Source organism: Kosakonia sp. (assembly GCF_032104925.1).
Classification (GTDB): domain Bacteria; phylum Pseudomonadota; class Gammaproteobacteria; order Enterobacterales; family Enterobacteriaceae; genus Kosakonia.
This window is the reverse complement of sequence record NZ_DAMCGF010000005.1, coordinates 96,701-115,090: the sequence shown is the minus strand read 5'-3', so window position 1 is coordinate 115,090 and position 18,390 is coordinate 96,701. Positions and strand designations below refer to the sequence as shown.

Below are 18,390 nucleotides of genomic sequence, written 5' to 3'. Positions count from 1 at the left end.
AAGGTTACGTTATGTCCGAGCAGTTTCTCTATTTCTTGCAGCAGATGTTTAACGGCGTCACGCTGGGAAGCACCTATGCATTGATCGCCATTGGTTACACCATGGTTTACGGCATTATCGGCATGATCAACTTCGCCCACGGCGAGGTTTATATGATCGGCAGTTATGTCTCCTTTATGATCATCGCCGCGCTGATGATGATGGGTATCGACTCCAGCTGGCTGCTGGTCGCGGCCGGTTTCGTCGGTGCCATTATCATTGCCAGCGCTTACGGCTGGAGTATCGAGCGAGTGGCCTATCGGCCGGTGCGCAACTCCAAACGCCTGATTGCGCTAATTTCCGCCATCGGCATGTCTATTTTCCTGCAAAACTACGTCAGCCTGACCGAAGGCTCCCGCGATGTGGCGCTACCAAGCCTGTTTAACGGGCAGTGGGTTGTCGGCAGCAGCGAAAACTTCTCTGCTGCGATCACCACTATGCAACTGGTTATCTGGATTGTGACCTTCGTTGCCATGCTGGCGCTGACGCTGTTCATCCGCTATTCCCGTATGGGGCGCGCCTGTCGCGCCTGTGCGGAAGACCTGAAAATGGCAAGCCTGTTGGGTATCAACACTGACCGTGTTATCGCGCTGACTTTTGTGATCGGCGCAGCGATGGCGGCGGTGGCGGGCGTGCTGCTTGGCCAGTTCTATGGCGTTATCAACCCGTATATCGGTTTTATGGCCGGGATGAAAGCATTCACCGCCGCGGTGCTGGGCGGTATCGGTAGCATTCCGGGCGCGATGATCGGCGGCCTGATCCTGGGTGTCGCAGAATCCCTCTCTTCGGCGTATCTGAGCACCGAATACAAAGATGTGGTGTCGTTCGCGCTGTTGATTGTGGTGCTGCTGGTGATGCCGACCGGCATCCTCGGTCGCCCGGAGGTTGAAAAAGTATGAAACCGATGCATTTTGCGATGGCGCTGCTCTCAGCGGCGATGTTTTTCGTCCTGGCGAGCGTCTTTATGGGCGTGCAACTGGAGCTGAACGGCACCAAACTGGTGGTCGATACCGCGGCGGATATCCGCTGGCAGTGGATCTTTATCGGCACGGCGGTGGTGTTTTTCTTCCAGTTGCTGCGGCCTGTATTCCAGAAAAGCCTGAAGGGTGTTTCCGGTCCGAAATTCGTGCTGCCGGCAATTGATGGCTCTACGCTCAAACAGAAGTTGTTCCTGTTGGCGCTGCTGGTGATTGCGGTGGCGTGGCCGTTTGTTGTTTCGCGCGGCACGGTAGATATCGCCACCATGACGATGATCTATATCATCCTTGGCCTCGGCCTGAACGTGGTGGTCGGGCTTTCCGGTTTGCTGGTGCTGGGTTACGGCGGTTTCTACGCCATCGGCGCATATACCTTCGCGCTGCTCAACCATTATTACGGTCTGGGGTTCTGGACGTGCCTGCCGTTGGCGGGGCTGGTTTCTGCCGCCGCCGGTTTCCTGCTCGGTTTCCCGGTGCTGCGTCTGCGCGGCGATTACCTGGCGATTGTGACGCTGGGCTTCGGCGAAATCGTCCGTATCCTGTTGTTGAATAACACCGAAATCACCGGCGGCCCGAACGGCATTAGCCAGATCCCCAAACCGACCCTGTTCGGTCTGGAGTTCAGCCGTACTGCCCGTGAAGGTGGCTGGGACACGTTCAGCAACTTCTTCCATGTGGAATACGATCCCAGTGACCGCGTGGTGTTCCTCTACCTGGTTGCGTTGCTGCTGGTGGTGCTGACGCTGTTTGTGATTAACCGTCTGTTACGCATGCCGCTGGGGCGCGCGTGGGAAGCGCTGCGTGAAGACGAAATCGCCTGTCGCTCGCTCGGCCTGAACCCGACACGCATTAAGCTGACGGCTTTTACCATCAGCGCCGCGTTCGCCGGTTTTGCCGGTACGCTTTTTGCCGCTCGCCAGGGCTTTGTCAGCCCGGAATCGTTCACTTTCGCCGAATCGGCGTTTGTGCTGGCGATTGTGGTATTGGGCGGTATGGGCTCGCAGTTTGCGGTGATCCTTGCGGCTATCCTGCTGGTGGTTTCCCGTGAGTTAATGCGTGATTTCAATGAATACAGCATGTTGATGCTGGGTGGTTTGATGGTACTGATGATGATCTGGCGTCCGCAAGGCTTGCTGCCGATGACCCGTCCGCAGTTGAAATTGAAAAACGGGCAAGCGAAAGGAGAGCAGGCATGAGTCAGCCACTGTTATCCGTAAACGGTTTGATGATGCGCTTTGGCGGTCTGCTGGCTGTCAACAATGTGTCGTTAGAGCTGCGCCCGCAGGAGATCGTTTCGCTGATTGGCCCGAACGGCGCGGGCAAAACCACCGTGTTTAACTGCCTGACCGGTTTCTATAAACCGACGGGCGGCACCATTATGCTGCGTGACCAGCACCTGGAAGGGTTGCCGGGGCAGCAAATCGCCCGTATGGGCGTGGTACGGACTTTCCAGCATGTGCGTCTGTTTCGCGAAATGACGGTGATTGAAAATCTGCTGGTGGGGCAACATCAGCAGCTCAAAACCGGGGTTTTCTCTGGCCTGTTGAAAACGCCGGCGTTTCGTCGCGCGCAGAGTGAAGCGCTGGACCGCGCCGCAACCTGGCTGGAACGTATTGGTTTGTTAGCGCACGCTAACCGCCAGGCCAGCAACCTGGCTTACGGCGATCAGCGCCGTCTGGAGATTGTGCGCTGCATGGTGACGCAGCCGGAAATCCTGATGCTTGATGAACCGGCAGCCGGTCTGAACCCGAAAGAGACCAAAGAGCTGGACGAGCTGATTGTCGAGCTGCGTAACCATCACAACACCACCATCCTGCTGATCGAGCATGATATGAAGCTGGTGATGGGGATTTCCGACCGGATTTATGTAGTGAACCAGGGCACGCCGCTGGCGAACGGGACGCCGGAAGAGATTCGTAATAACCCGGACGTGATCCGCGCATACCTTGGTGAGGCATAAGATGGAAAAGGCGATGTTATCTTTTGACAAAGTTAGCGCTCACTACGGCAAAATCCAGGCGCTGCATGATGTCAGCCTGCATATTAACCAGGGCGAAATCGTGACGCTGATTGGTGCCAACGGCGCGGGGAAAACCACGTTGCTTGGCACGCTGTGCGGCGATCCGCGCGCCAGCAGCGGGCGCATTGTATTTGATGGCAAAGATATTACCGACTGGCAGACCGCGAAGATCATGCGCGAAGCCGTGGCAATTGTGCCGGAAGGTCGCCGTGTCTTTTCGCGGATGACCGTGGAAGAGAACCTGGCGATGGGCGGTTTTTTCGCCGATCGTGAGCAGTATCAGTCGCGTATTCAAAGGGTTTATGAACTGTTTCCGCGCCTGCATGAGCGCCGCATCCAGCGGGCTGGCACCATGTCCGGCGGTGAGCAGCAGATGCTGGCGATTGGGCGCGCGCTGATGAGTCAGCCGCGTTTGTTACTGCTGGATGAACCCTCGCTGGGTCTTGCGCCGATCATTATTCAGCAAATTTTCGACACCATTGAGCAACTGCGAAAAGAGGGCATGACCATCTTCCTCGTGGAGCAGAACGCTAACCAGGCGCTGAAGCTCGCCGATCGCGGATATGTGCTGGAAAACGGCCATGTAGTGCTGGAAGATACCGGCGACGCGTTACTGGCGAACGAAGCGGTGCGCAGCGCTTACCTGGGCGGGTAACTTCTTGATGTAATAGCATTTAAACCGGTCTCGCAAGGGCCGGTTTTTTGTCTTAAAAACGTTTTCCTGCGATGCGACCAGACGGCTTGATGGGATATGATGCGGGTGGCGCTTGAGGCTTTTTGCCTCATGACGGTAAAAAGTTGTGCGGCAGAAAGAAGAAAGCCCCGAAGGTCATTTTTCAATTAACCAACGAGGCCTGTCTATATGCTAGTCACATGTAGAGTAGCCTCTTACCCGCCGAAAGGCAAGGAGCCGCAGGTTATGAAGCTACCGCAAGGAACCCTTATCTGGTGCGTGTTTATCGTGTGTTTCACACTGCTGATATTCACTTATCTGACACGGAAATCGCTGTGCGAAATTCGTTACAAAGATGGGTTCCGCGAGGTCGCGGCTTTCATGGCTTACGAATCCGGTAAGTAGCAACCTGGAGGCAGGGAGAAATCCCTGCCTTTTCAGGGGAAACGGTAATGTGCATACCTCTAAGCGCCTTTACAAAGGGCTTCTCTGTTTAACAGGGAAGCCCTTTTTCCTTTCTAAAGCGCGATGGCCGTCCCATTAACCGCCATTTTTCCTTCACCGTACCATCATCCTGGCGACATTTTCCTGACGCTTGGCTGTCATCTATTTGTAATTAAATGGTTATTTTTCTGTAATTCGAGCATGTCATGTTACCTCGCGAGCATAAAAACGCGTGAAATCGCGCATCCGCATAACAAGAGAGAGCACAATGACAACGTTACGACATACAGCTTTGGGTCTGGCGATGGGGTTAGTCTTTGCAGGTAACGCCATGGCGGTAACCACCATTCCGTTCTGGCATTCGATGGAAGGGGAGTTAGGTAAAGAAGTTGACTCCCTGGCGCAACGTTTCAATGACACCCACCCGGATTACAAAATCGTACCGATCTATAAAGGCAACTACGAGCAGAGCCTGAGCGCGGGTATCGCTGCCTTCCGTACCGGTAACGCACCGGCGATTTTGCAGGTTTACGAAGTCGGTACCGCCACCATGATGGCGTCTAAAGCGATCAAACCGGTCTACCAGGTGTTTAAAGACGCGGGCATCAACTTTGATGAAAGCCAGTTTGTGCCGACCGTTGCGGGTTACTACACCGATTCTAAAACGGGTCATTTGCTCTCTCAGCCGTTCAACAGCTCTACACCCGTGCTGTATTACAACAAAGACGCCTTTAAAAAAGCGGGTCTGAATCCGGATCAGCCGCCGAAAACCTGGCAGGATCTGGCCGAATACACCGCCAAGCTGAAAGCGGCCGGGATGAAATGCGGCTACGCCAGCGGCTGGCAGGGCTGGATCCAGATTGAGAACTTCAGCGCCTGGCATGGTCTGCCGGTTGCGACCAAAAACAACGGCTTTGACGGTACTGACGCGGTACTGGAGTTCAATAAGCCGGAGCAGGTGAAACACATCGCCATGCTGGAAGAACTGAACAAAAAAGGCGATTTCAGCTACTTCGGGCGTAAAGATGAGTCCACTGAGAAGTTCTATAACGGCGACTGCGCCATTACTACTGCCTCTTCTGGTTCGCTGGCAGATATTCGCCATTACGCCAAATTCAATTATGGCGTTGGCATGATGCCGTATGACGCCACCGTGAAAGGTGCGCCGCAGAACGCCATTATCGGCGGCGCAAGCCTGTGGGTGATGCAGGGTAAAGACAATGCCACTTACAAAGGCGTTGCCCAGTTCCTCGACTTCCTGGCAAAACCGGAAAACGCAGCGGAGTGGCACCAGAAAACTGGCTACCTGCCGATCACTACCGCAGCGTACGATCTGACGCGTAAAGAGGGCTTCTATGACAAGAACCCGGGCGCAGATATCGCTACGCGTCAGATGCTGAACAAGCCGCCGTTGGCGTTCACCAAAGGTCTGCGTCTGGGCAACATGCCGCAGATCCGTACCATTGTTGATGAAGAGTTGGAAAGCGTATGGACCGGTAAGAAAACCCCGCAGCAGGCGCTCGATTCCGCCGTTGAGCGTGGTAACCAGCTGCTGCGCCGCTTCGAGCAGTCCACCAAGTCTTGATGTAGTGTTTTGCCGGGAGAAAAGTGCTTATCCGGCAGACAAAGACGGCCTACTTTACGGTAGGCCGTTGCTATCCGGCCTATCAGAAAAGAGTTGCTTATGTCCTCATCCCGTCCGGTGTTTCGTTCGCGCTGGCTCCCATACGTGTTAGTAGCGCCGCAGCTGGCTATCACCATTATTTTCTTTATCTGGCCTGCGGCTGAAGCGCTGTGGTATTCGGTACAAAGTGTCGATCCGTTCGGCCTCTCCAGCCAGTTTGTCGGGCTGGATAATTTCGTCGCGCTGTTTCACGACAGCTATTACCTGGACTCTTTCTGGACCACCATGCGCTTTAGCGCGTGGGTGACGTTCAGCGGCCTGCTGGTTTCCCTGTTTTTTGCCGCGCTGGTGGATAACGTGGTGCGCGGCAGTCGCATTTATCAAACGCTGATGCTGCTGCCCTACGCCGTTGCGCCAGCGGTTGCCGCTGTGCTGTGGATTTTTCTCTTTAACCCCGGTCGCGGCTTGCTTACCCATTTTCTGGCGCAGTTTGGCTATGACTGGAACCATGCGCAAAACAGCGGCCAGGCCATGTTCCTCGTGGTTTTTGCTTCGGTATGGAAGCAGATCAGCTACAACTTCCTGTTCTTCTTTGCCGCTTTGCAGTCAATTCCGCGCTCACTGGTTGAAGCCGCCGCCATTGACGGTGCCGGGCCGATCCGTCGCTTCTTCAAATTGTCACTGCCGCTCATTGCGCCGGTGAGTTTTTTCCTGCTGGTGGTTAACCTGGTGTACGCCTTTTTCGACACGTTCCCGGTGATCGACGCCGCGACAGCAGGTGGCCCGGTTCAGGCGACGACGACGCTGATTTATAAAATTTACCGCGAAGGTTTCGCCGGGTTGGATCTCTCCACGTCTGCGGCACAGTCGGTGGTGCTGATGTTTTTGGTGATAGTGCTGACGGTGGTCCAGTTCCGCTATGTTGAAAGTAAGGTGCGCTACCAATGATTGAGAATCGCCCCGGGCTGACGTTATTCAGCCATATCATGCTTATTCTCGGGATTGCGGTGGTGCTGTTCCCACTGTATGTCGCCTTCGTAACGGCGACGCTGGATATCAACGCCGTGTACGACACGCCCATGACGCTGATCCCCGGCACCCACTTGTGGGAGAACCTGCGCAACATCTGGGTCAACGGTATTGGCGCGAATAGCGCGCCGTTCTGGTTGATGCTGACCAACAGCTTCATCATGGCGTTTGTCATCACCGTCGGCAAAATCGCCGTATCGATGCTCTCTGCCTTCGCCATTGTCTGGTTCCGCTTTCCGCTGCGTAACCTCTTCTTCTGGATGATCTTCTGCACGCTGATGCTGCCGGTTGAGGTGCGTATTTTCCCAACGGTGGAAGTGATTGCAAACCTGAAAATGCTCGACAGCTACACCGGTTTGACGCTGCCGCTGATGGCCTCTGCAACAGCAACGTTTTTGTTCCGCCAGTTCTTTATGACCTTGCCGGACGAGTTGATGGAAGCCGCGCGAATTGATGGCGCATCGCCAATGCGTTTTTTCCGCGACATCGTGTTGCCGTTGTCAAAAACCAACCTCGCGGCGCTGTTCGTCATCACCTTTATCTACGGCTGGAACCAGTATTTATGGCCGCTGCTAATTATCAGCGACGTCAATCTTGGCACCGCCGTGGCGGGGGTAAAAAGCATGATTGCCAGCGGTGAAAGCACCACGCAATGGAACCAGGTCATGGCAGCGATGTTGCTGACGTTGATCCCCCCGGTCGTTATCGTTTTAGCCATGCAGCGCGCCTTTGTGCGTGGCCTGGTCGACAGTGAGAAGTAGGTTGTATCCCTTGATTGTGCGTGACGTCGACGCTGAGCCGAAACCGCGTAATCAAGGCGGAGGATGATGGACATAGTGGGCCTATGTCCAAATCCGACAACGCAGAGTACGCGGTTTCGGCACGCGTCCCGAAGGGCTGGGGCCATTTTTGCCCAAAGCTGCGTTACTCGCGTTTTATTTGGGCCCACCAAACTTCGCCGCTCGCGCCTTGCCTTGGGCAAAAATGGCCGCCAGCGACGTTCACGAACAATCAAGAGATGCAACCTTATATGGCAGGATTAAAATTACAAGCGGTCACCAAGAGTTGGGACAGCGGCAAAACCCAGGTTATCCAGCCGCTGACGCTGGATGTCGCAGACGGTGAGTTTATTGTGATGGTTGGCCCATCGGGCTGTGGTAAATCAACGCTGCTGCGCATGGTCGCAGGCCTGGAGCGCGTAACCAGCGGGGATATCTGGATTGATACCCAGCGCGTCACCGAAATGGAACCCAAAGATCGCGGTATCGCGATGGTGTTCCAGAACTATGCGCTCTACCCGCACATGAGTGTGGAAGAGAATATGGCGTGGGGGCTGAAAATTCGCGGCATGGGCAAAGAGCATATCGCCGGGCGTGTCGCGGAAGCGGCGCGTATTCTTGAATTAGAGGGCCTGTTAAAACGCCGCCCGCGCGAACTCTCTGGCGGCCAGCGCCAGCGTGTGGCGATGGGCCGCGCGATTGTCCGCGATCCAGCGGTGTTTCTCTTCGATGAACCGCTTTCCAACCTTGACGCCAAGCTGCGTGTGCAAATGCGCCTTGAGCTGCAACAACTGCATCGTCGCCTGAACACCACTTCACTGTACGTTACCCACGATCAGGTGGAAGCAATGACGCTGGCGCAGCGCGTGCTGGTGATGAATAAAGGCGTGGCGGAGCAAATCGGTACGCCGGTTGAGGTGTATGAAAAACCCGCCAGCCGCTTTGTGGCGAGCTTTATCGGTAGCCCGGCGATGAACCTGCTTGATGGCCGTATCAGCAGCGCCGGTACGCACTTTGAACTGGAGAGCGGCATGGCGCTGCCGATCAACTGGTACTATCGCGGGTATGCAGGTCGCAAGATGACGCTGGGTATCCGCCCGGAACATATTGCGCTAAGCTCACAGGCCGCAGGCGGTGTACCGCTGGTGATGGACACGCTGGAGATCCTCGGCGCGGATAACTTAGCGCATGGTCGCTGGGGCGAGCAGAAACTGGTGGTGCGTTTGTCGCATCAGGATCGCCCGACGGCAGGCAGCACGTTATGGCTCCATCTGCCGGAAAATCACCTGCACTTATTTGATGGTGAAACAGGACAACGAGTATGAGCAACTGGCCATATCCCCACATTGTCGCCCATCGCGGCGGCGGTAAACTGGCACCGGAAAACACACTGGCTGCCATTGATGTTGGCGCGCGTTACGGGCACACGATGATTGAGTTCGATGCCAAGCTGTCGAAAGATGGGCAGATTTTCCTGCTGCATGACGACAATCTGGAGCGTACCAGTAACGGTTGGGGCGTCGCGGGCGAACTGGCGTGGAACGATCTGCTGAAAGTGGATGCAGGTGGCTGGTTCAGCGGTGAATTCAAAGGCGAACCGCTGCCGCTGCTCTCCCAGGTGGCCGAGCGCTGTCGCCAGCACGGCATGATGGCGAATATCGAAATTAAACCGACCACCGGCACCGGGGCGCTCACCGGTAAAGTGGTGGCGCTGGCCGCGCGCGATCTGTGGGCCGGAATGACACCGCCGCTGCTTTCATCGTTTGAAATTGATGCGCTGGAAGCGGCGCAGCAAGCCGCGCCGGAACTGCCGCGCGGCCTGCTGCTCGATGAGTGGCGTGATGACTGGCAGGTGCTCACCGAACGGCTGGGCTGCGTATCGATCCATCTTAACCATAAACTGCTGGATGAAGCCCGCGTACGCATGTTGCGCGATGCGGGCTTGCGCATCCTGGTCTATACCGTCAACCAGCCCGCACGGGCGGCGGAACTGCTCCGCTGGGGCGTCGACTGTATCTGCACCGATAAAATTGACGATATCGGGCCGCACTTCCAGTACTAAGGTGTTGTCGACGGCGATGTGCTTTGCAGCATGTCGCCGTTTTGCGTTTGCGGCAGCATATGTTGCTGCGTCATACCGCTGCTAGTTGTTCCCCCGCTGAGCATCCCGGGGCTGTTGTTGGGGAGCACTTGCTGGCCGCCGGGATTGAGCTCCCCCGGCTGCGCCTGCCTTACCCGTTGGGAATTGTTATTCATCTGCATCTGCAATTGTTGCTGTTGCAGCTGGGTTTGCGTTTGCATCTGCTGTTTCAGCATTCCTTGATGCTGTTGCTGCTGGTTGAGCATCTGCGTCTGCATTCGCTGCTGGCTTGGGATCACATACCCCGGCTGGTGCGGATCATTGGTGGTGTTTAATGGCTGTGCGAAGGCGCTAAAGGGCAGCAGCGCCGCCAGAATCAGTAATCGTTTCATCGTCCTGTCCTCCATTGAGGTTTCCTATCAGTTTACTCGCTTTCATTCGTGACAATGCATTTTTAAGAGTTGTGAACCAGGCTTAAGCAGGGACTGTAGCCCTTACTCGGGAGAACGACGATGATGAAACAGAAGTTTGCGCGTTGGCTGGCGATTGCCGCGCTGATGGCGGGAGGATGTTTTGGCGTTGCGGCGGCGCCGCCAGAAGGGCAGGCGACCGCGCCGCCTCCGGTATCTTACGGGGTTGAAGCCGATGTCTTTCATCCTGTTGTAGCGAAACAGGGCATGGTTGCCTCGGTGGATGAAACTGCCACGCGCGTCGGTGTCGATATTCTCAAGCAGGGCGGTAACGCGGTGGATGCAGCGGTGGCGGTTGGTTACGCACTGGCAGTCACGCATCCGCAGGCCGGTAACCTCGGCGGTGGCGGTTTCATGCTGATTCGTAGCAAAGAAGGGAAAGTCACGGCGATTGATTTCCGTGAAATGGCCCCCGCTGGCGCGACACGCGATATGTTTCTCGACGATCAGGGCAACCCGGACAGTAAAAAATCCCTGACTTCTCATCTGGCGTCCGGCACGCCCGGCACCGTTGCAGGTTTCTCGCTGGCGCTGGAAAAGTACGGCACGCTGCCGCTGAACAAAGTGGTGCAACCGGCCATCAAGCTGGCGAAACAGGGCTTTGTGGTGAACGATGCGCTGGCGGGTGATTTGAAAACCTATGGCAGTGAAGTGTTGCCCAACCACGAAACCAGCAAAGCCATTTTCTGGAAAGATGGCGAGCCGCTGAAAAAGGGCGACAAGCTGGTGCAAAGCAATCTCGGCAAAAGCCTTGAGATGATTGCGGAGAAAGGCCCGGACGCCTTCTACAAAGGCGCGATTGCTGAGCAAATCGCCCAGCAGATGAGCAAAAACGGTGGGCTTATCACCAAAGAGGATTTAGCCAACTACAAAGCCGTGGAGCGCACGCCGATAAGCGGCAGCTATCGCGGTTACGAGATTTACTCCATGCCACCGCCCTCATCAGGCGGGATTCATATCGTGGAAATCCTCAATATCCTGGAAAACTTCGATCTGGCGAAGTACGGCTTTGGCAGTGCGGATGCGATGCAGGTGGTGACCGAGGCGGAGAAGTATGCCTATGCCGACCGTTCGGAATATCTGGGCGATCCGGACTTTGTCAAAGTGCCGTGGCAGGCGTTAACCAACAAAGAGTACGCCAAATCGATCGCCGCGCAGATTGATGTCAACAAAGCGCGCCCCTCCAGCCAGATCCGCCCCGGCAAGCTGGAGCCTTACGAAAGTAACCAAACCACGCACTTCTCGGTGGTGGATAAAGATGGCAATGCGGTTGCGGTCACTTATACGCTGAATACGGTATTCGGCACCGGGATTGTTGCTGGCAATACCGGCATTCTGCTGAATAACGAAATGGATGATTTCTCTGCCAAACCGGGCGTGCCGAATGTCTACGGGCTGGTGGGCGGCGATGCGAATGCGATTGGGCCGGGCAAACGCCCGCTCTCTTCAATGTCGCCAACCATTGTGCTGAAAGATGGTAAAACCTGGCTGGTCACCGGCAGCCCAGGCGGTAGCCGTATTATCACAACAGTGTTGCAAATGGTGGTGAATAGCATCGATTTTGGTATGAATGTCGCCGAAGCTACCAACGCGCCGCGTTTTCATCATCAATGGCTGCCGGATGAACTGCGCGTCGAGAAAGGCTTTAGCCCGGACACGTTAAAACTGCTTGAACAGAAAGGGCAAAAAGTAGCCGTTAAGGAAGCGATGGGCAGTACGCAGAGCATTATGGTCGGGCCGGACGGTACGTTGTATGGCGCGTCGGATCCGCGCTCGGTGGATGATTTAACCGCCGGATACTGAACAATTCCTCTCCCCGTTTGGGGAGAGGAATTTCTTAGCCTTTCATTCGTGCCATATAGTACGAATCAACATACTCGCCGTTACGCAACGCATAACGCTTGCCTGTACCCTCAATCTCGAAACCAAATTTACGGTACACGGCGAGCGCGGGGGCGTTATCAGCAAACACCGTTAACTCAATGCGTTCGATGCGCAACCAGTTATCGCACAGGTTAATCATTTCACGCATCAGCGCACTGGCGACGCCCCGGTTCTGGAACGCCGATGATACCGCCATGCCAAAAAAGGCGACATGGCTACGGCGCGGATTTTGTTCCACCATTAACGTCAGGTTTCCGACAACTTGCTCGTCAATGCAGGCGACCAACTGGCGGCGGCCGGGTTGCGGCTTCAGGCGATCTTCCCACAGTTCAGCAGGGGGATGAGGTAGCTGTAGCAGGTTATGATACACCTCGGGTTGCGCATAAAACTGACGTAAAGATTCTGCATCGCGCGCTTCGGCATGGCGTACCACTATCTTGCTCATCCTGCTTCTCCTGTTGATGGGATAGACAGCTACCTTCCTGGCTTTCTGGTGAAGCGTCAACTGCCATTTTTTGCAAAAAAAAGTGGACAAGTGCGAATGATAATGATTATTATTGCCATGCGTTCAGGGAAACCGTTGCGGTAATCCTGAAAGCACGACATTGCTCACATTGCTTCCAGTATTTCTTAGCCAGCCGCGTGCTGGCTTTTTTTTATCTGCGATTTGCCTTCCCGTTTGCCGCCCTTTTGGGAAAAGGGTCAGGGACACGTTCTTTGCAGATGCGCTATGGTTGTGAGAGTCAACTTGATAAGGACTGGATTATGACGCTACATTGCGCCTTTATCGGCTTTGGTAAAAGCACCACCCGTTATCACCTCCCGTATGTTCTGCACCGCAAAGACAGCTGGCATGTGGCGCATATTTTTCGCCGCCACCCGAAGCCGGAAGAGCAGCATCCGCAGTATCAACACATTCACTTCACCAGTGATATTGACGACATCTTTAATGATCCGCAGGTCAAACTGGTGATCGTTTGTACCCATGCCGACAGCCATTTCGACTACGCTAAGCGTGCGCTGGAAGCGGGTAAAAATGTGCTAGTGGAAAAACCATTCACCCCGACAATGGCGGAAGCGGTAACGCTGTTTGAGCTGGCAAAACGCAAAGGCCTGACGGTGACGCCGTACCAGAATCGTCGTTTTGACTCCTGCTTCCTCACCACGAAAAAGGCGATTGAAAGCGGCAAACTCGGCAATATCGTGGAAATTGAAAGCCATTTTGATTACTACCGCCCGGTAGCGGAAACTAAACCAGGATTGCCGCAGGATGGCTCATTTTATGGCCTCGGCGTGCATACGATGGATCAAATCATTTCGCTGTTTGGCCGCCCGGATCATGCCGCGTATGACATCCGCAGCCTGCGTAATAAAGCCAACCCGGATGATACTTTCGAAGCCCAGCTGTTTTACGGCGATTTAAAAGCCATCGTCAAAACCAGCCATCTGGTGAAGATTGATTACCCGAAATTTATCGTCCACGGCACCAAAGGGTCGTTTATTAAATACGGTATCGACCAGCAGGAAACCAGCCTGAAAGCCAATATCATGCCGGGCGAACCCGGTTTTGCCGCTGACGACAGCAAGGGCGTTCTGGAATATGTGAATGCGGCGGGTGAAACGGTGCGGGAAGAGATAGCTCCGGAAACGGGTGACTATGGCCGCGTCTACGATGCGCTGTACGAAACGCTTTCAAACGGTGCGCCAAATTACGTCAAGGAATCTGAAGTTCTGACCAACCTTGAACTGCTGGAGCGCGCCTTTGAGCAGGCTTCTCCTGCCACAATAACCCTCGCGAAATAACTGAAAAAGACTCCTCGCAACTTGTTCATTTTTTTTGAACAGAGGAGTCAATTTTCACCCTCTATGATCGTTGGTCAATTGCGTCCACACTTACTCCATCGAAAACATACGGGGGTAAACAAGATGATCTTCTTACGCAAAGCAAATGACCGTGGCCATGCAAATCATGGTTGGCTGGATTCCTGGCACACTTTCTCGTTTGCCAACTATTACGACCCAAATTTTATGGGCTTCTCGGCGCTGCGTGTGATTAACGATGACGTTATCGATGCAGGCCAGGGCTTTGGCACTCACCCGCACAAAGACATGGAAATCCTGACGTATGTACTGGAAGGGGCGGTTGAACACCAGGACAGCATGGGCAACAAAGAACAGGTTCCTGCGGGCGAGTTCCAGATTATGAGCGCCGGTACTGGGGTGCGTCACTCGGAATACAACCCGAGCAAAACCGACCGTCTGCGCCTGTATCAAATCTGGATCATTCCAGAAACTAACGGCATCACGCCGCGCTATGAACAGCGTCGCTTTGATGCGGTGCAGGGCAAACAACTGGTGCTATCGCCGGATGCGCGTGATGGTTCGCTGAAAGTGCATCAGGATATGGAGCTTTACCGCTGGGCGCTGCTGAAAGATGAGCAGTCTGTACACCAGATTGCTGCTGAACGCCGCGTGTGGATCCAGGTGGTGAAAGGCGAAGTCACTATCAACGGGACAAAAGCCACCACCAGCGATGGTCTGGCCATTTGGGATGAGCAGGCTATCTCGGTGCATGCCGATAGCGACAGTGAAATCCTGCTGTTCGATCTGCCGCCGGTATGATGTTGGTTAAATAAATGACGCAACCTCCTGGTTTTGGCCGGAAGGTTGCGCGTTGTCCGTGATAAACTGAGGAAATCTCTTACTCAGAAAAATGTCAGGACGATGAAAAAGAAAAGACCCGTACTTCAGGATGTGGCCGATCGCGTTGGCGTGACCAAAATGACCGTCAGCCGTTTTTTGCGTAACCCGGAGCAAGTTTCCGTCGCGTTACGGGGCAAAATAGCTGCTGCGCTTGATGAACTGGGTTACATTCCAAATCGGGCTCCCGATATTCTCTCTAACGCCACCAGCCGGGCGATTGGTGTGCTTCTCCCTTCCCTGACCAACCAGGTTTTCGCCGAAGTGTTACGCGGCATTGAAAGCGTGACCGACGCGCACGGGTATCAAACTATGCTGGCGCACTACGGTTACAAAGCCGAAATGGAAGAAGAGCGCCTGGAATCGATGCTCTCATGGAACATTGACGGCCTGATCCTTACCGAACGTACCCATACCCCGCGCACGCTGAAAATGATTGAAGTTGCTGGGGTTCCGGTGGTGGAGCTAATGGACAGCCGCTCGCCTTGCCTCGATATCGCCGTTGGTTTTGATAACTTCGAAGCGGCGCGGCAGATAACGACCGCCATCATTGAGCGCGGCCACCGTCGGGTTGCTTATCTCGGCGCACGCCTGGACGAACGTACTATCATCAAACAGAAGGGTTACGAGCAGGCGATGCTGGAGGCAGGTTTAACGCCGTACAGCGTGATGGTGGAGCAATCTTCCTCTTATACCGCCGGTATTGAACTGATGCGCCAGGCGCGCCGCGAGTACCCTCAGCTTGACGGAATTTTTTGTACTAACGATGACCTTGCCGTTGGCGCGGCGTTTGAGTGCCAGCGTCTGGGGCTGAAAATTCCGCAGGATATGGCAATCGCCGGGTTCCACGGTCACGACATTGGCCAGGTAATGGAGCCGCGTCTGGCAAGCGTGCTCACGCCGCGTGAACGCATGGGGCGAATTGGCGCTGAACGCTTACTGGCGCGCATTCGTGGTGAGTCAGTTACGCCGAAAATGTTAGATTTAGGTTTCACTTTGTCACCGGGCGGATCTATTTAGTCTGACAAATTTGAGCTAGCTCACACTTATTTATCTCTGGCACGAATGGATATTGCTTCTCCGTTACGCCAGCAGGACAATGTTACCGATAACAGTTACCCGTAACAATTCACTCTTGCACCAGTGGGGGCTACCCTTGAGCACGACTAACCTTGATCACCACGTTTATGTTCTGATGGGCGTTTCAGGCAGCGGTAAATCCGCTGTCGCCAGCGAAGTGGCGCATCAGTTACATGCCGCGTTTCTCGACGGCGACTTCCTCCATCCGCGCAGCAACATCACCAAAATGGCGTCCGGTGAACCGCTGAACGACGATGACCGCAAACCGTGGCTGCAGGCGCTGAACGACGCCGCTTTCGCTATGCAGCGCACCAACAAAGTGTCGCTGATTGTTTGCTCGGCGCTGAAAAAACACTATCGCGACCAGCTGCGCGACGGTAACCCAAATCTCTCTTTCATCTACCTGAAAGGCGACTTCGACGTGATTGAAGGCCGTCTGAAAGCGCGTAAAGGGCACTTCTTCAAAACGCAAATGTTGGTAACGCAGTTTGAAGCGCTGCAAGAACCGGGCGCGGATGAGCCGGATGTTCTGGTTGTGGATATTGACCAGCCGCTGGAAGGTGTTGTTGCCAGCACCATTGAAGTCATTACTAAAGGCAGTGCTAAGTGAGTACATTAACGCTTGTTTTAACAGCAGTAGGCTCGGTTTTGCTGCTGCTGTTTTTAGTGATGAAAGCGCGTATGCACGCTTTTGTTGCTTTGATGGTGGTTTCCATTGGCGCAGGGCTTTTTTCCGGGATGCCGTTGATTAAAATCGCGCAGACCATGGAAAAAGGGATGGGCGGTACGCTCGGCTTTCTGGCGATTGTGGTCGCGCTCGGCGCGATGTTCGGCAAAATCCTTCACGAGACCGGTGCGGTGGACCAAATCGCCGTCAAAATGTTGCGATCCTTTGGTCACAGTCGCGCGCATTACGCGATTGGTCTGGCGGGGCTGATTTGCGCGCTGCCGCTGTTTTTTGAAGTGGCGATTGTGCTGTTGATTAGCGTGGCGTTTTCCATGGCGCGTCATACCGGCACCAACCTGGTGAAACTGGTTATTCCACTGTTCGCAGGGGTTGCGGCAGCCGCGGCGTTCCTGCTACCGGGGCCTGCACCGATGCTGCTGGCATCGCAGATGCACGCGGATTTCGGCTGGATGATCCTGATTGGCCTGTGCGCGGCAATTCCGGGCATGTTGATTGCCGGTCCGCTATGGGGCAACTTTATCAGCCGCCATGTGGAGCTGCACATTCCTGATGATATTAGCGAGCCACATCTGGGCGAAGGCAAAATGCCCTCGTTTGGTTTCAGCCTGTCGCTGATTTTGCTCCCGCTGGTGCTGGTGGGGATGAAAACCATTGCCGCGCGTTTCGTTACCGAAGGCAGCAATTTGTACGACTGGCTGGAGTTTATCGGTCACCCGTTCACCGCGATCCTCGTTGCGTGCCTGGTGGCGATTTATGGCCTGGCGATGCGACAGGGGATGCCGAAAGATCGTGTGATGGAAATCTGCGGTCAGGCGCTGCAACCGGCGGGCATTATTCTGCTGGTGATTGGTGCGGGCGGCGTGTTCAAGCAAGTGCTGGTGGATTCCGGCGTTGGCCCGGCACTGGGCGAAGCGCTGACCGGCATGGGCTTGCCTATCGCGATCACCTGTTTTGTGCTAGCCGCTGCGGTACGCATTATTCAGGGTTCCGCCACGGTTGCCTGCCTGACGGCTGTTGGCCTGGTAATGCCAGTTATTGAACAGCTGCACTTCAACGGCGCGCAGATGGCAGCACTCTCTATCTGCATCGCGGGCGGTTCGATTGTGGTAAGCCACGTGAACGACGCCGGTTTCTGGTTGTATGGCCGCTTTACCGGCGCAACCGAAGCGCAAACGCTGAAAACCTGGACCATGATGGAAACCATCCTTGGCACCACCGGTGCGATTATCGGGATGATTGCGTTTTCACTGTTGAGCTAAGTTTGCCAACCCTCTCCCGTCGGGAGAGGGTTCGTTTTACCCCTTCATCCACACCCGAATCCCATCCAGGAACATCTGGGTGGCGAGCATCACCAGAATCAGCCCCATCAGCCTTTCCAGTGCGTTAACCCCTTTCTCGCCGAGCAGGCGCAAAAACAGCGACGATTGCAACAAGATAGCCACCGTGCCGCCCCATGCAATCAGCAACGCAATCACCAGGTGGCTCATTTGATTCGGATATTGATGGGAAAGCAGCATTAACGTTGCCAGCAGCGTTGGACCTGCCACCAGCGGGATTGCCAGCGGGACGATAAACGGCTCTTCGCCAGCGGGCAGGCCAGAGCTGCTGCCGGATTCGCTGGGGAAAATCATCTTAATGGCAATCAGGAACAGAATAATGCCGCCGGAGATAGAAACCGTCTCCGCGCGTAAATTGAGTAGCGCGAGGATTTTTTCCCCGGCGAAGAGGAAGATAAACATCACCAGCAGCGCAATGAGCAGCTCGCGGATCATGATCGCCCGTCGGCGCTTCGGCTCGGTGTGTTTCAGTACCGACATAAAGATGGGCAGGTTGCCCAGGGGATCCATAATCAGGATCAACAACACGGTGGCGGAGATGATATCAGTCATTCACTCTTATCCCT

The 18,390-nt window shown here is 55.0% G+C and carries 19 protein-coding genes and 1 pseudogene; 17 read left to right on the top strand and 3 right to left on the bottom strand.

All coding sequences use genetic code 11. From position 1 onward, the window contains the following. Window positions 1-11: 11 nt before the first annotated feature. The 11 genes and pseudogenes from livH (at window position 12) to ugpQ (ending at window position 9,647) form a co-directional block, all read left to right on the top strand. Window positions 12-938: a high-affinity branched-chain amino acid ABC transporter permease LivH gene (gene livH, locus RT644_RS12150; RefSeq protein ID WP_020455590.1), complete on the top strand. Its 927-nt coding sequence runs from the start codon at window positions 12-14 to the stop codon at window positions 936-938. Then, window positions 935-2,212, top strand: a complete 1,278-nt coding sequence (locus tag RT644_RS12145; RefSeq protein ID WP_045507767.1) for a high-affinity branched-chain amino acid ABC transporter permease LivM — start codon at window positions 935-937, stop codon at window positions 2,210-2,212. The genes livH and RT644_RS12145 overlap by 4 nt, the downstream gene beginning before the upstream one ends. Continuing rightward, on the top strand, window positions 2,209-2,976 hold the full coding sequence (gene livG, locus RT644_RS12140; protein WP_020455588.1) for a high-affinity branched-chain amino acid ABC transporter ATP-binding protein LivG: 768 nt from the start codon (window positions 2,209-2,211) through the stop codon (window positions 2,974-2,976). The genes RT644_RS12145 and livG overlap by 4 nt, the downstream gene beginning before the upstream one ends. A gap of 1 nt (window position 2,977) precedes the next feature. Then, complete coding sequence (gene livF / locus RT644_RS12135; protein WP_044489515.1) at window positions 2,978-3,691, top strand: high-affinity branched-chain amino acid ABC transporter ATP-binding protein LivF; 714 nt, start codon at window positions 2,978-2,980, stop codon at window positions 3,689-3,691. Window positions 3,692-3,978: 287 nt separating this feature from the next. Further along, a pseudogene (locus RT644_RS12130) lies at window positions 3,979-4,047 on the top strand (DUF5431 family protein); the annotation flags it as partial. Then, the gene (locus RT644_RS12125) at window positions 4,016-4,114 is read left to right on the top strand and encodes a Hok/Gef family protein (RefSeq protein ID WP_231943034.1); all 99 of its coding nucleotides are present in this window, start codon (window positions 4,016-4,018) and stop codon (window positions 4,112-4,114) included. The pseudogene RT644_RS12130 and the gene RT644_RS12125, both read left to right, overlap by 32 nt. A gap of 307 nt (window positions 4,115-4,421) precedes the next feature. After that, window positions 4,422-5,738: a sn-glycerol-3-phosphate ABC transporter substrate-binding protein UgpB gene (gene ugpB / locus RT644_RS12120; protein ID WP_017459565.1), complete on the top strand. Its 1,317-nt coding sequence runs from the start codon at window positions 4,422-4,424 to the stop codon at window positions 5,736-5,738. Between the two features lie 99 nt (window positions 5,739-5,837). Next, entirely contained in the window at window positions 5,838-6,725 is an 888-nt protein-coding gene (gene ugpA / locus RT644_RS12115) for a sn-glycerol-3-phosphate ABC transporter permease UgpA (RefSeq protein WP_020455584.1), read from the top strand. Continuing rightward, window positions 6,722-7,567, top strand: coding sequence for a sn-glycerol-3-phosphate ABC transporter permease UgpE (gene ugpE, locus RT644_RS12110; RefSeq protein ID WP_020455583.1), 846 nt, complete (start codon window positions 6,722-6,724; stop codon window positions 7,565-7,567). Before ugpA ends, ugpE begins: the two co-directional genes overlap by 4 nt. Window positions 7,568-7,836: 269 nt before the next feature. Continuing rightward, window positions 7,837-8,910, top strand: a complete 1,074-nt coding sequence (locus tag RT644_RS12105) for a sn-glycerol-3-phosphate import ATP-binding protein UgpC (RefSeq protein WP_017459562.1) — start codon at window positions 7,837-7,839, stop codon at window positions 8,908-8,910. Further along, window positions 8,907-9,647, top strand: coding sequence for a glycerophosphodiester phosphodiesterase (gene ugpQ, locus RT644_RS12100; RefSeq protein WP_313626821.1), 741 nt, complete (start codon window positions 8,907-8,909; stop codon window positions 9,645-9,647). The genes RT644_RS12105 and ugpQ overlap by 4 nt, the downstream gene beginning before the upstream one ends. Here the strand turns inward: ugpQ and RT644_RS12095 are convergent. After that, complete coding sequence (locus RT644_RS12095; RefSeq protein WP_020455580.1) at window positions 9,644-10,057, bottom strand: DUF2756 family protein; 414 nt, start codon at window positions 10,055-10,057, stop codon at window positions 9,644-9,646. The two genes, ugpQ and RT644_RS12095, sit on opposite strands and share 4 nt — an antisense overlap. A 123-nt stretch (window positions 10,058-10,180) precedes the next feature. On the opposite strand from RT644_RS12095, the gene ggt reads away from it, so the two are divergent. Continuing rightward, entirely contained in the window at window positions 10,181-11,938 is a 1,758-nt protein-coding gene (gene ggt, locus RT644_RS12090) for a gamma-glutamyltransferase (protein WP_409521854.1), read from the top strand. Between the two features lie 34 nt (window positions 11,939-11,972). On the opposite strand, the gene yhhY is transcribed toward ggt, so the two are convergent. Then, window positions 11,973-12,464 carry an N-acetyltransferase gene (gene yhhY / locus RT644_RS12085; RefSeq protein WP_020455578.1) on the bottom strand — a complete coding sequence of 164 codons (492 nt, stop codon included), beginning with the start codon at window positions 12,462-12,464 and terminating at the stop codon, window positions 11,973-11,975. Window positions 12,465-12,784: 320 nt separating this feature from the next. Here yhhY and RT644_RS12080 point away from each other — a divergent pair, with 320 nt between their 5' ends. The 5 genes from RT644_RS12080 (at window position 12,785) to gntU (ending at window position 17,746) form a co-directional block, all read left to right on the top strand. Continuing rightward, the gene (locus RT644_RS12080) at window positions 12,785-13,822 is read left to right on the top strand and encodes an oxidoreductase (protein WP_313626818.1); all 1,038 of its coding nucleotides are present in this window, start codon (window positions 12,785-12,787) and stop codon (window positions 13,820-13,822) included. Window positions 13,823-13,945: 123 nt separating this feature from the next. Further along, window positions 13,946-14,641 carry a pirin family protein gene (locus RT644_RS12075; RefSeq protein ID WP_020455576.1) on the top strand — a complete coding sequence of 232 codons (696 nt, stop codon included), beginning with the start codon at window positions 13,946-13,948 and terminating at the stop codon, window positions 14,639-14,641. A 102-nt stretch (window positions 14,642-14,743) separates the two neighbouring features. Continuing rightward, window positions 14,744-15,739, top strand: coding sequence for a gluconate operon transcriptional repressor GntR (gene gntR, locus RT644_RS12070; protein ID WP_313626816.1), 996 nt, complete (start codon window positions 14,744-14,746; stop codon window positions 15,737-15,739). A gap of 136 nt (window positions 15,740-15,875) precedes the next feature. Continuing rightward, a complete protein-coding gene (gene gntK, locus RT644_RS12065) occupies window positions 15,876-16,409 on the top strand; it encodes a gluconokinase (RefSeq protein WP_044489513.1) in 534 nt (177 codons plus the stop codon). Further along, window positions 16,406-17,746 (top strand): gluconate transporter, encoded by a 1,341-nt coding sequence (gene gntU, locus RT644_RS12060; protein ID WP_045507792.1) that lies wholly within the window; start codon window positions 16,406-16,408, stop codon window positions 17,744-17,746. Before gntK ends, gntU begins: the two co-directional genes overlap by 4 nt. Window positions 17,747-17,782: 36 nt before the next feature. On the opposite strand, the gene RT644_RS12055 is transcribed toward gntU, so the two are convergent. Continuing rightward, a complete protein-coding gene (locus RT644_RS12055; RefSeq protein WP_017459552.1) occupies window positions 17,783-18,376 on the bottom strand; it encodes a YhgN family NAAT transporter in 594 nt (197 codons plus the stop codon). Window positions 18,377-18,390: the final 14 nt, after the last annotated feature.

Excerpts from the sequence above, each read along its gene's own strand:
- livH (WP_020455590.1), top strand. The coding sequence starts at position 12 with ATGTCCGAGCAGTTTCTCTATTTCTTGCAGCAGATGTTTAACGGCGTC.
- RT644_RS12145 (WP_045507767.1), top strand. The coding sequence starts at position 935 with ATGAAACCGATGCATTTTGCGATGGCGCTGCTCTCAGCGGCGATGTTT.
- livG (WP_020455588.1), top strand. The coding sequence starts at position 2,209 with ATGAGTCAGCCACTGTTATCCGTAAACGGTTTGATGATGCGCTTTGGC.
- livF (WP_044489515.1), top strand. The coding sequence starts at position 2,978 with ATGGAAAAGGCGATGTTATCTTTTGACAAAGTTAGCGCTCACTACGGC.
- ugpB (WP_017459565.1), top strand. The coding sequence starts at position 4,422 with ATGACAACGTTACGACATACAGCTTTGGGTCTGGCGATGGGGTTAGTC.
- ugpA (WP_020455584.1), top strand. The coding sequence starts at position 5,838 with ATGTCCTCATCCCGTCCGGTGTTTCGTTCGCGCTGGCTCCCATACGTG.
- ugpE (WP_020455583.1), top strand. The coding sequence starts at position 6,722 with ATGATTGAGAATCGCCCCGGGCTGACGTTATTCAGCCATATCATGCTT.
- RT644_RS12105 (WP_017459562.1), top strand. The coding sequence starts at position 7,837 with ATGGCAGGATTAAAATTACAAGCGGTCACCAAGAGTTGGGACAGCGGC.
- ugpQ (WP_313626821.1), top strand. The coding sequence starts at position 8,907 with ATGAGCAACTGGCCATATCCCCACATTGTCGCCCATCGCGGCGGCGGT.
- RT644_RS12095 (WP_020455580.1), bottom strand. The coding sequence starts at position 10,057 with ATGAAACGATTACTGATTCTGGCGGCGCTGCTGCCCTTTAGCGCCTTC.
- ggt (WP_409521854.1), top strand. The coding sequence starts at position 10,181 with ATGAAACAGAAGTTTGCGCGTTGGCTGGCGATTGCCGCGCTGATGGCG.
- yhhY (WP_020455578.1), bottom strand. The coding sequence starts at position 12,464 with ATGAGCAAGATAGTGGTACGCCATGCCGAAGCGCGCGATGCAGAATCT.
- RT644_RS12080 (WP_313626818.1), top strand. The coding sequence starts at position 12,785 with ATGACGCTACATTGCGCCTTTATCGGCTTTGGTAAAAGCACCACCCGT.
- RT644_RS12075 (WP_020455576.1), top strand. The coding sequence starts at position 13,946 with ATGATCTTCTTACGCAAAGCAAATGACCGTGGCCATGCAAATCATGGT.
- gntR (WP_313626816.1), top strand. The coding sequence starts at position 14,744 with ATGAAAAAGAAAAGACCCGTACTTCAGGATGTGGCCGATCGCGTTGGC.
- RT644_RS12055 (WP_017459552.1), bottom strand. The coding sequence starts at position 18,376 with ATGACTGATATCATCTCCGCCACCGTGTTGTTGATCCTGATTATGGAT.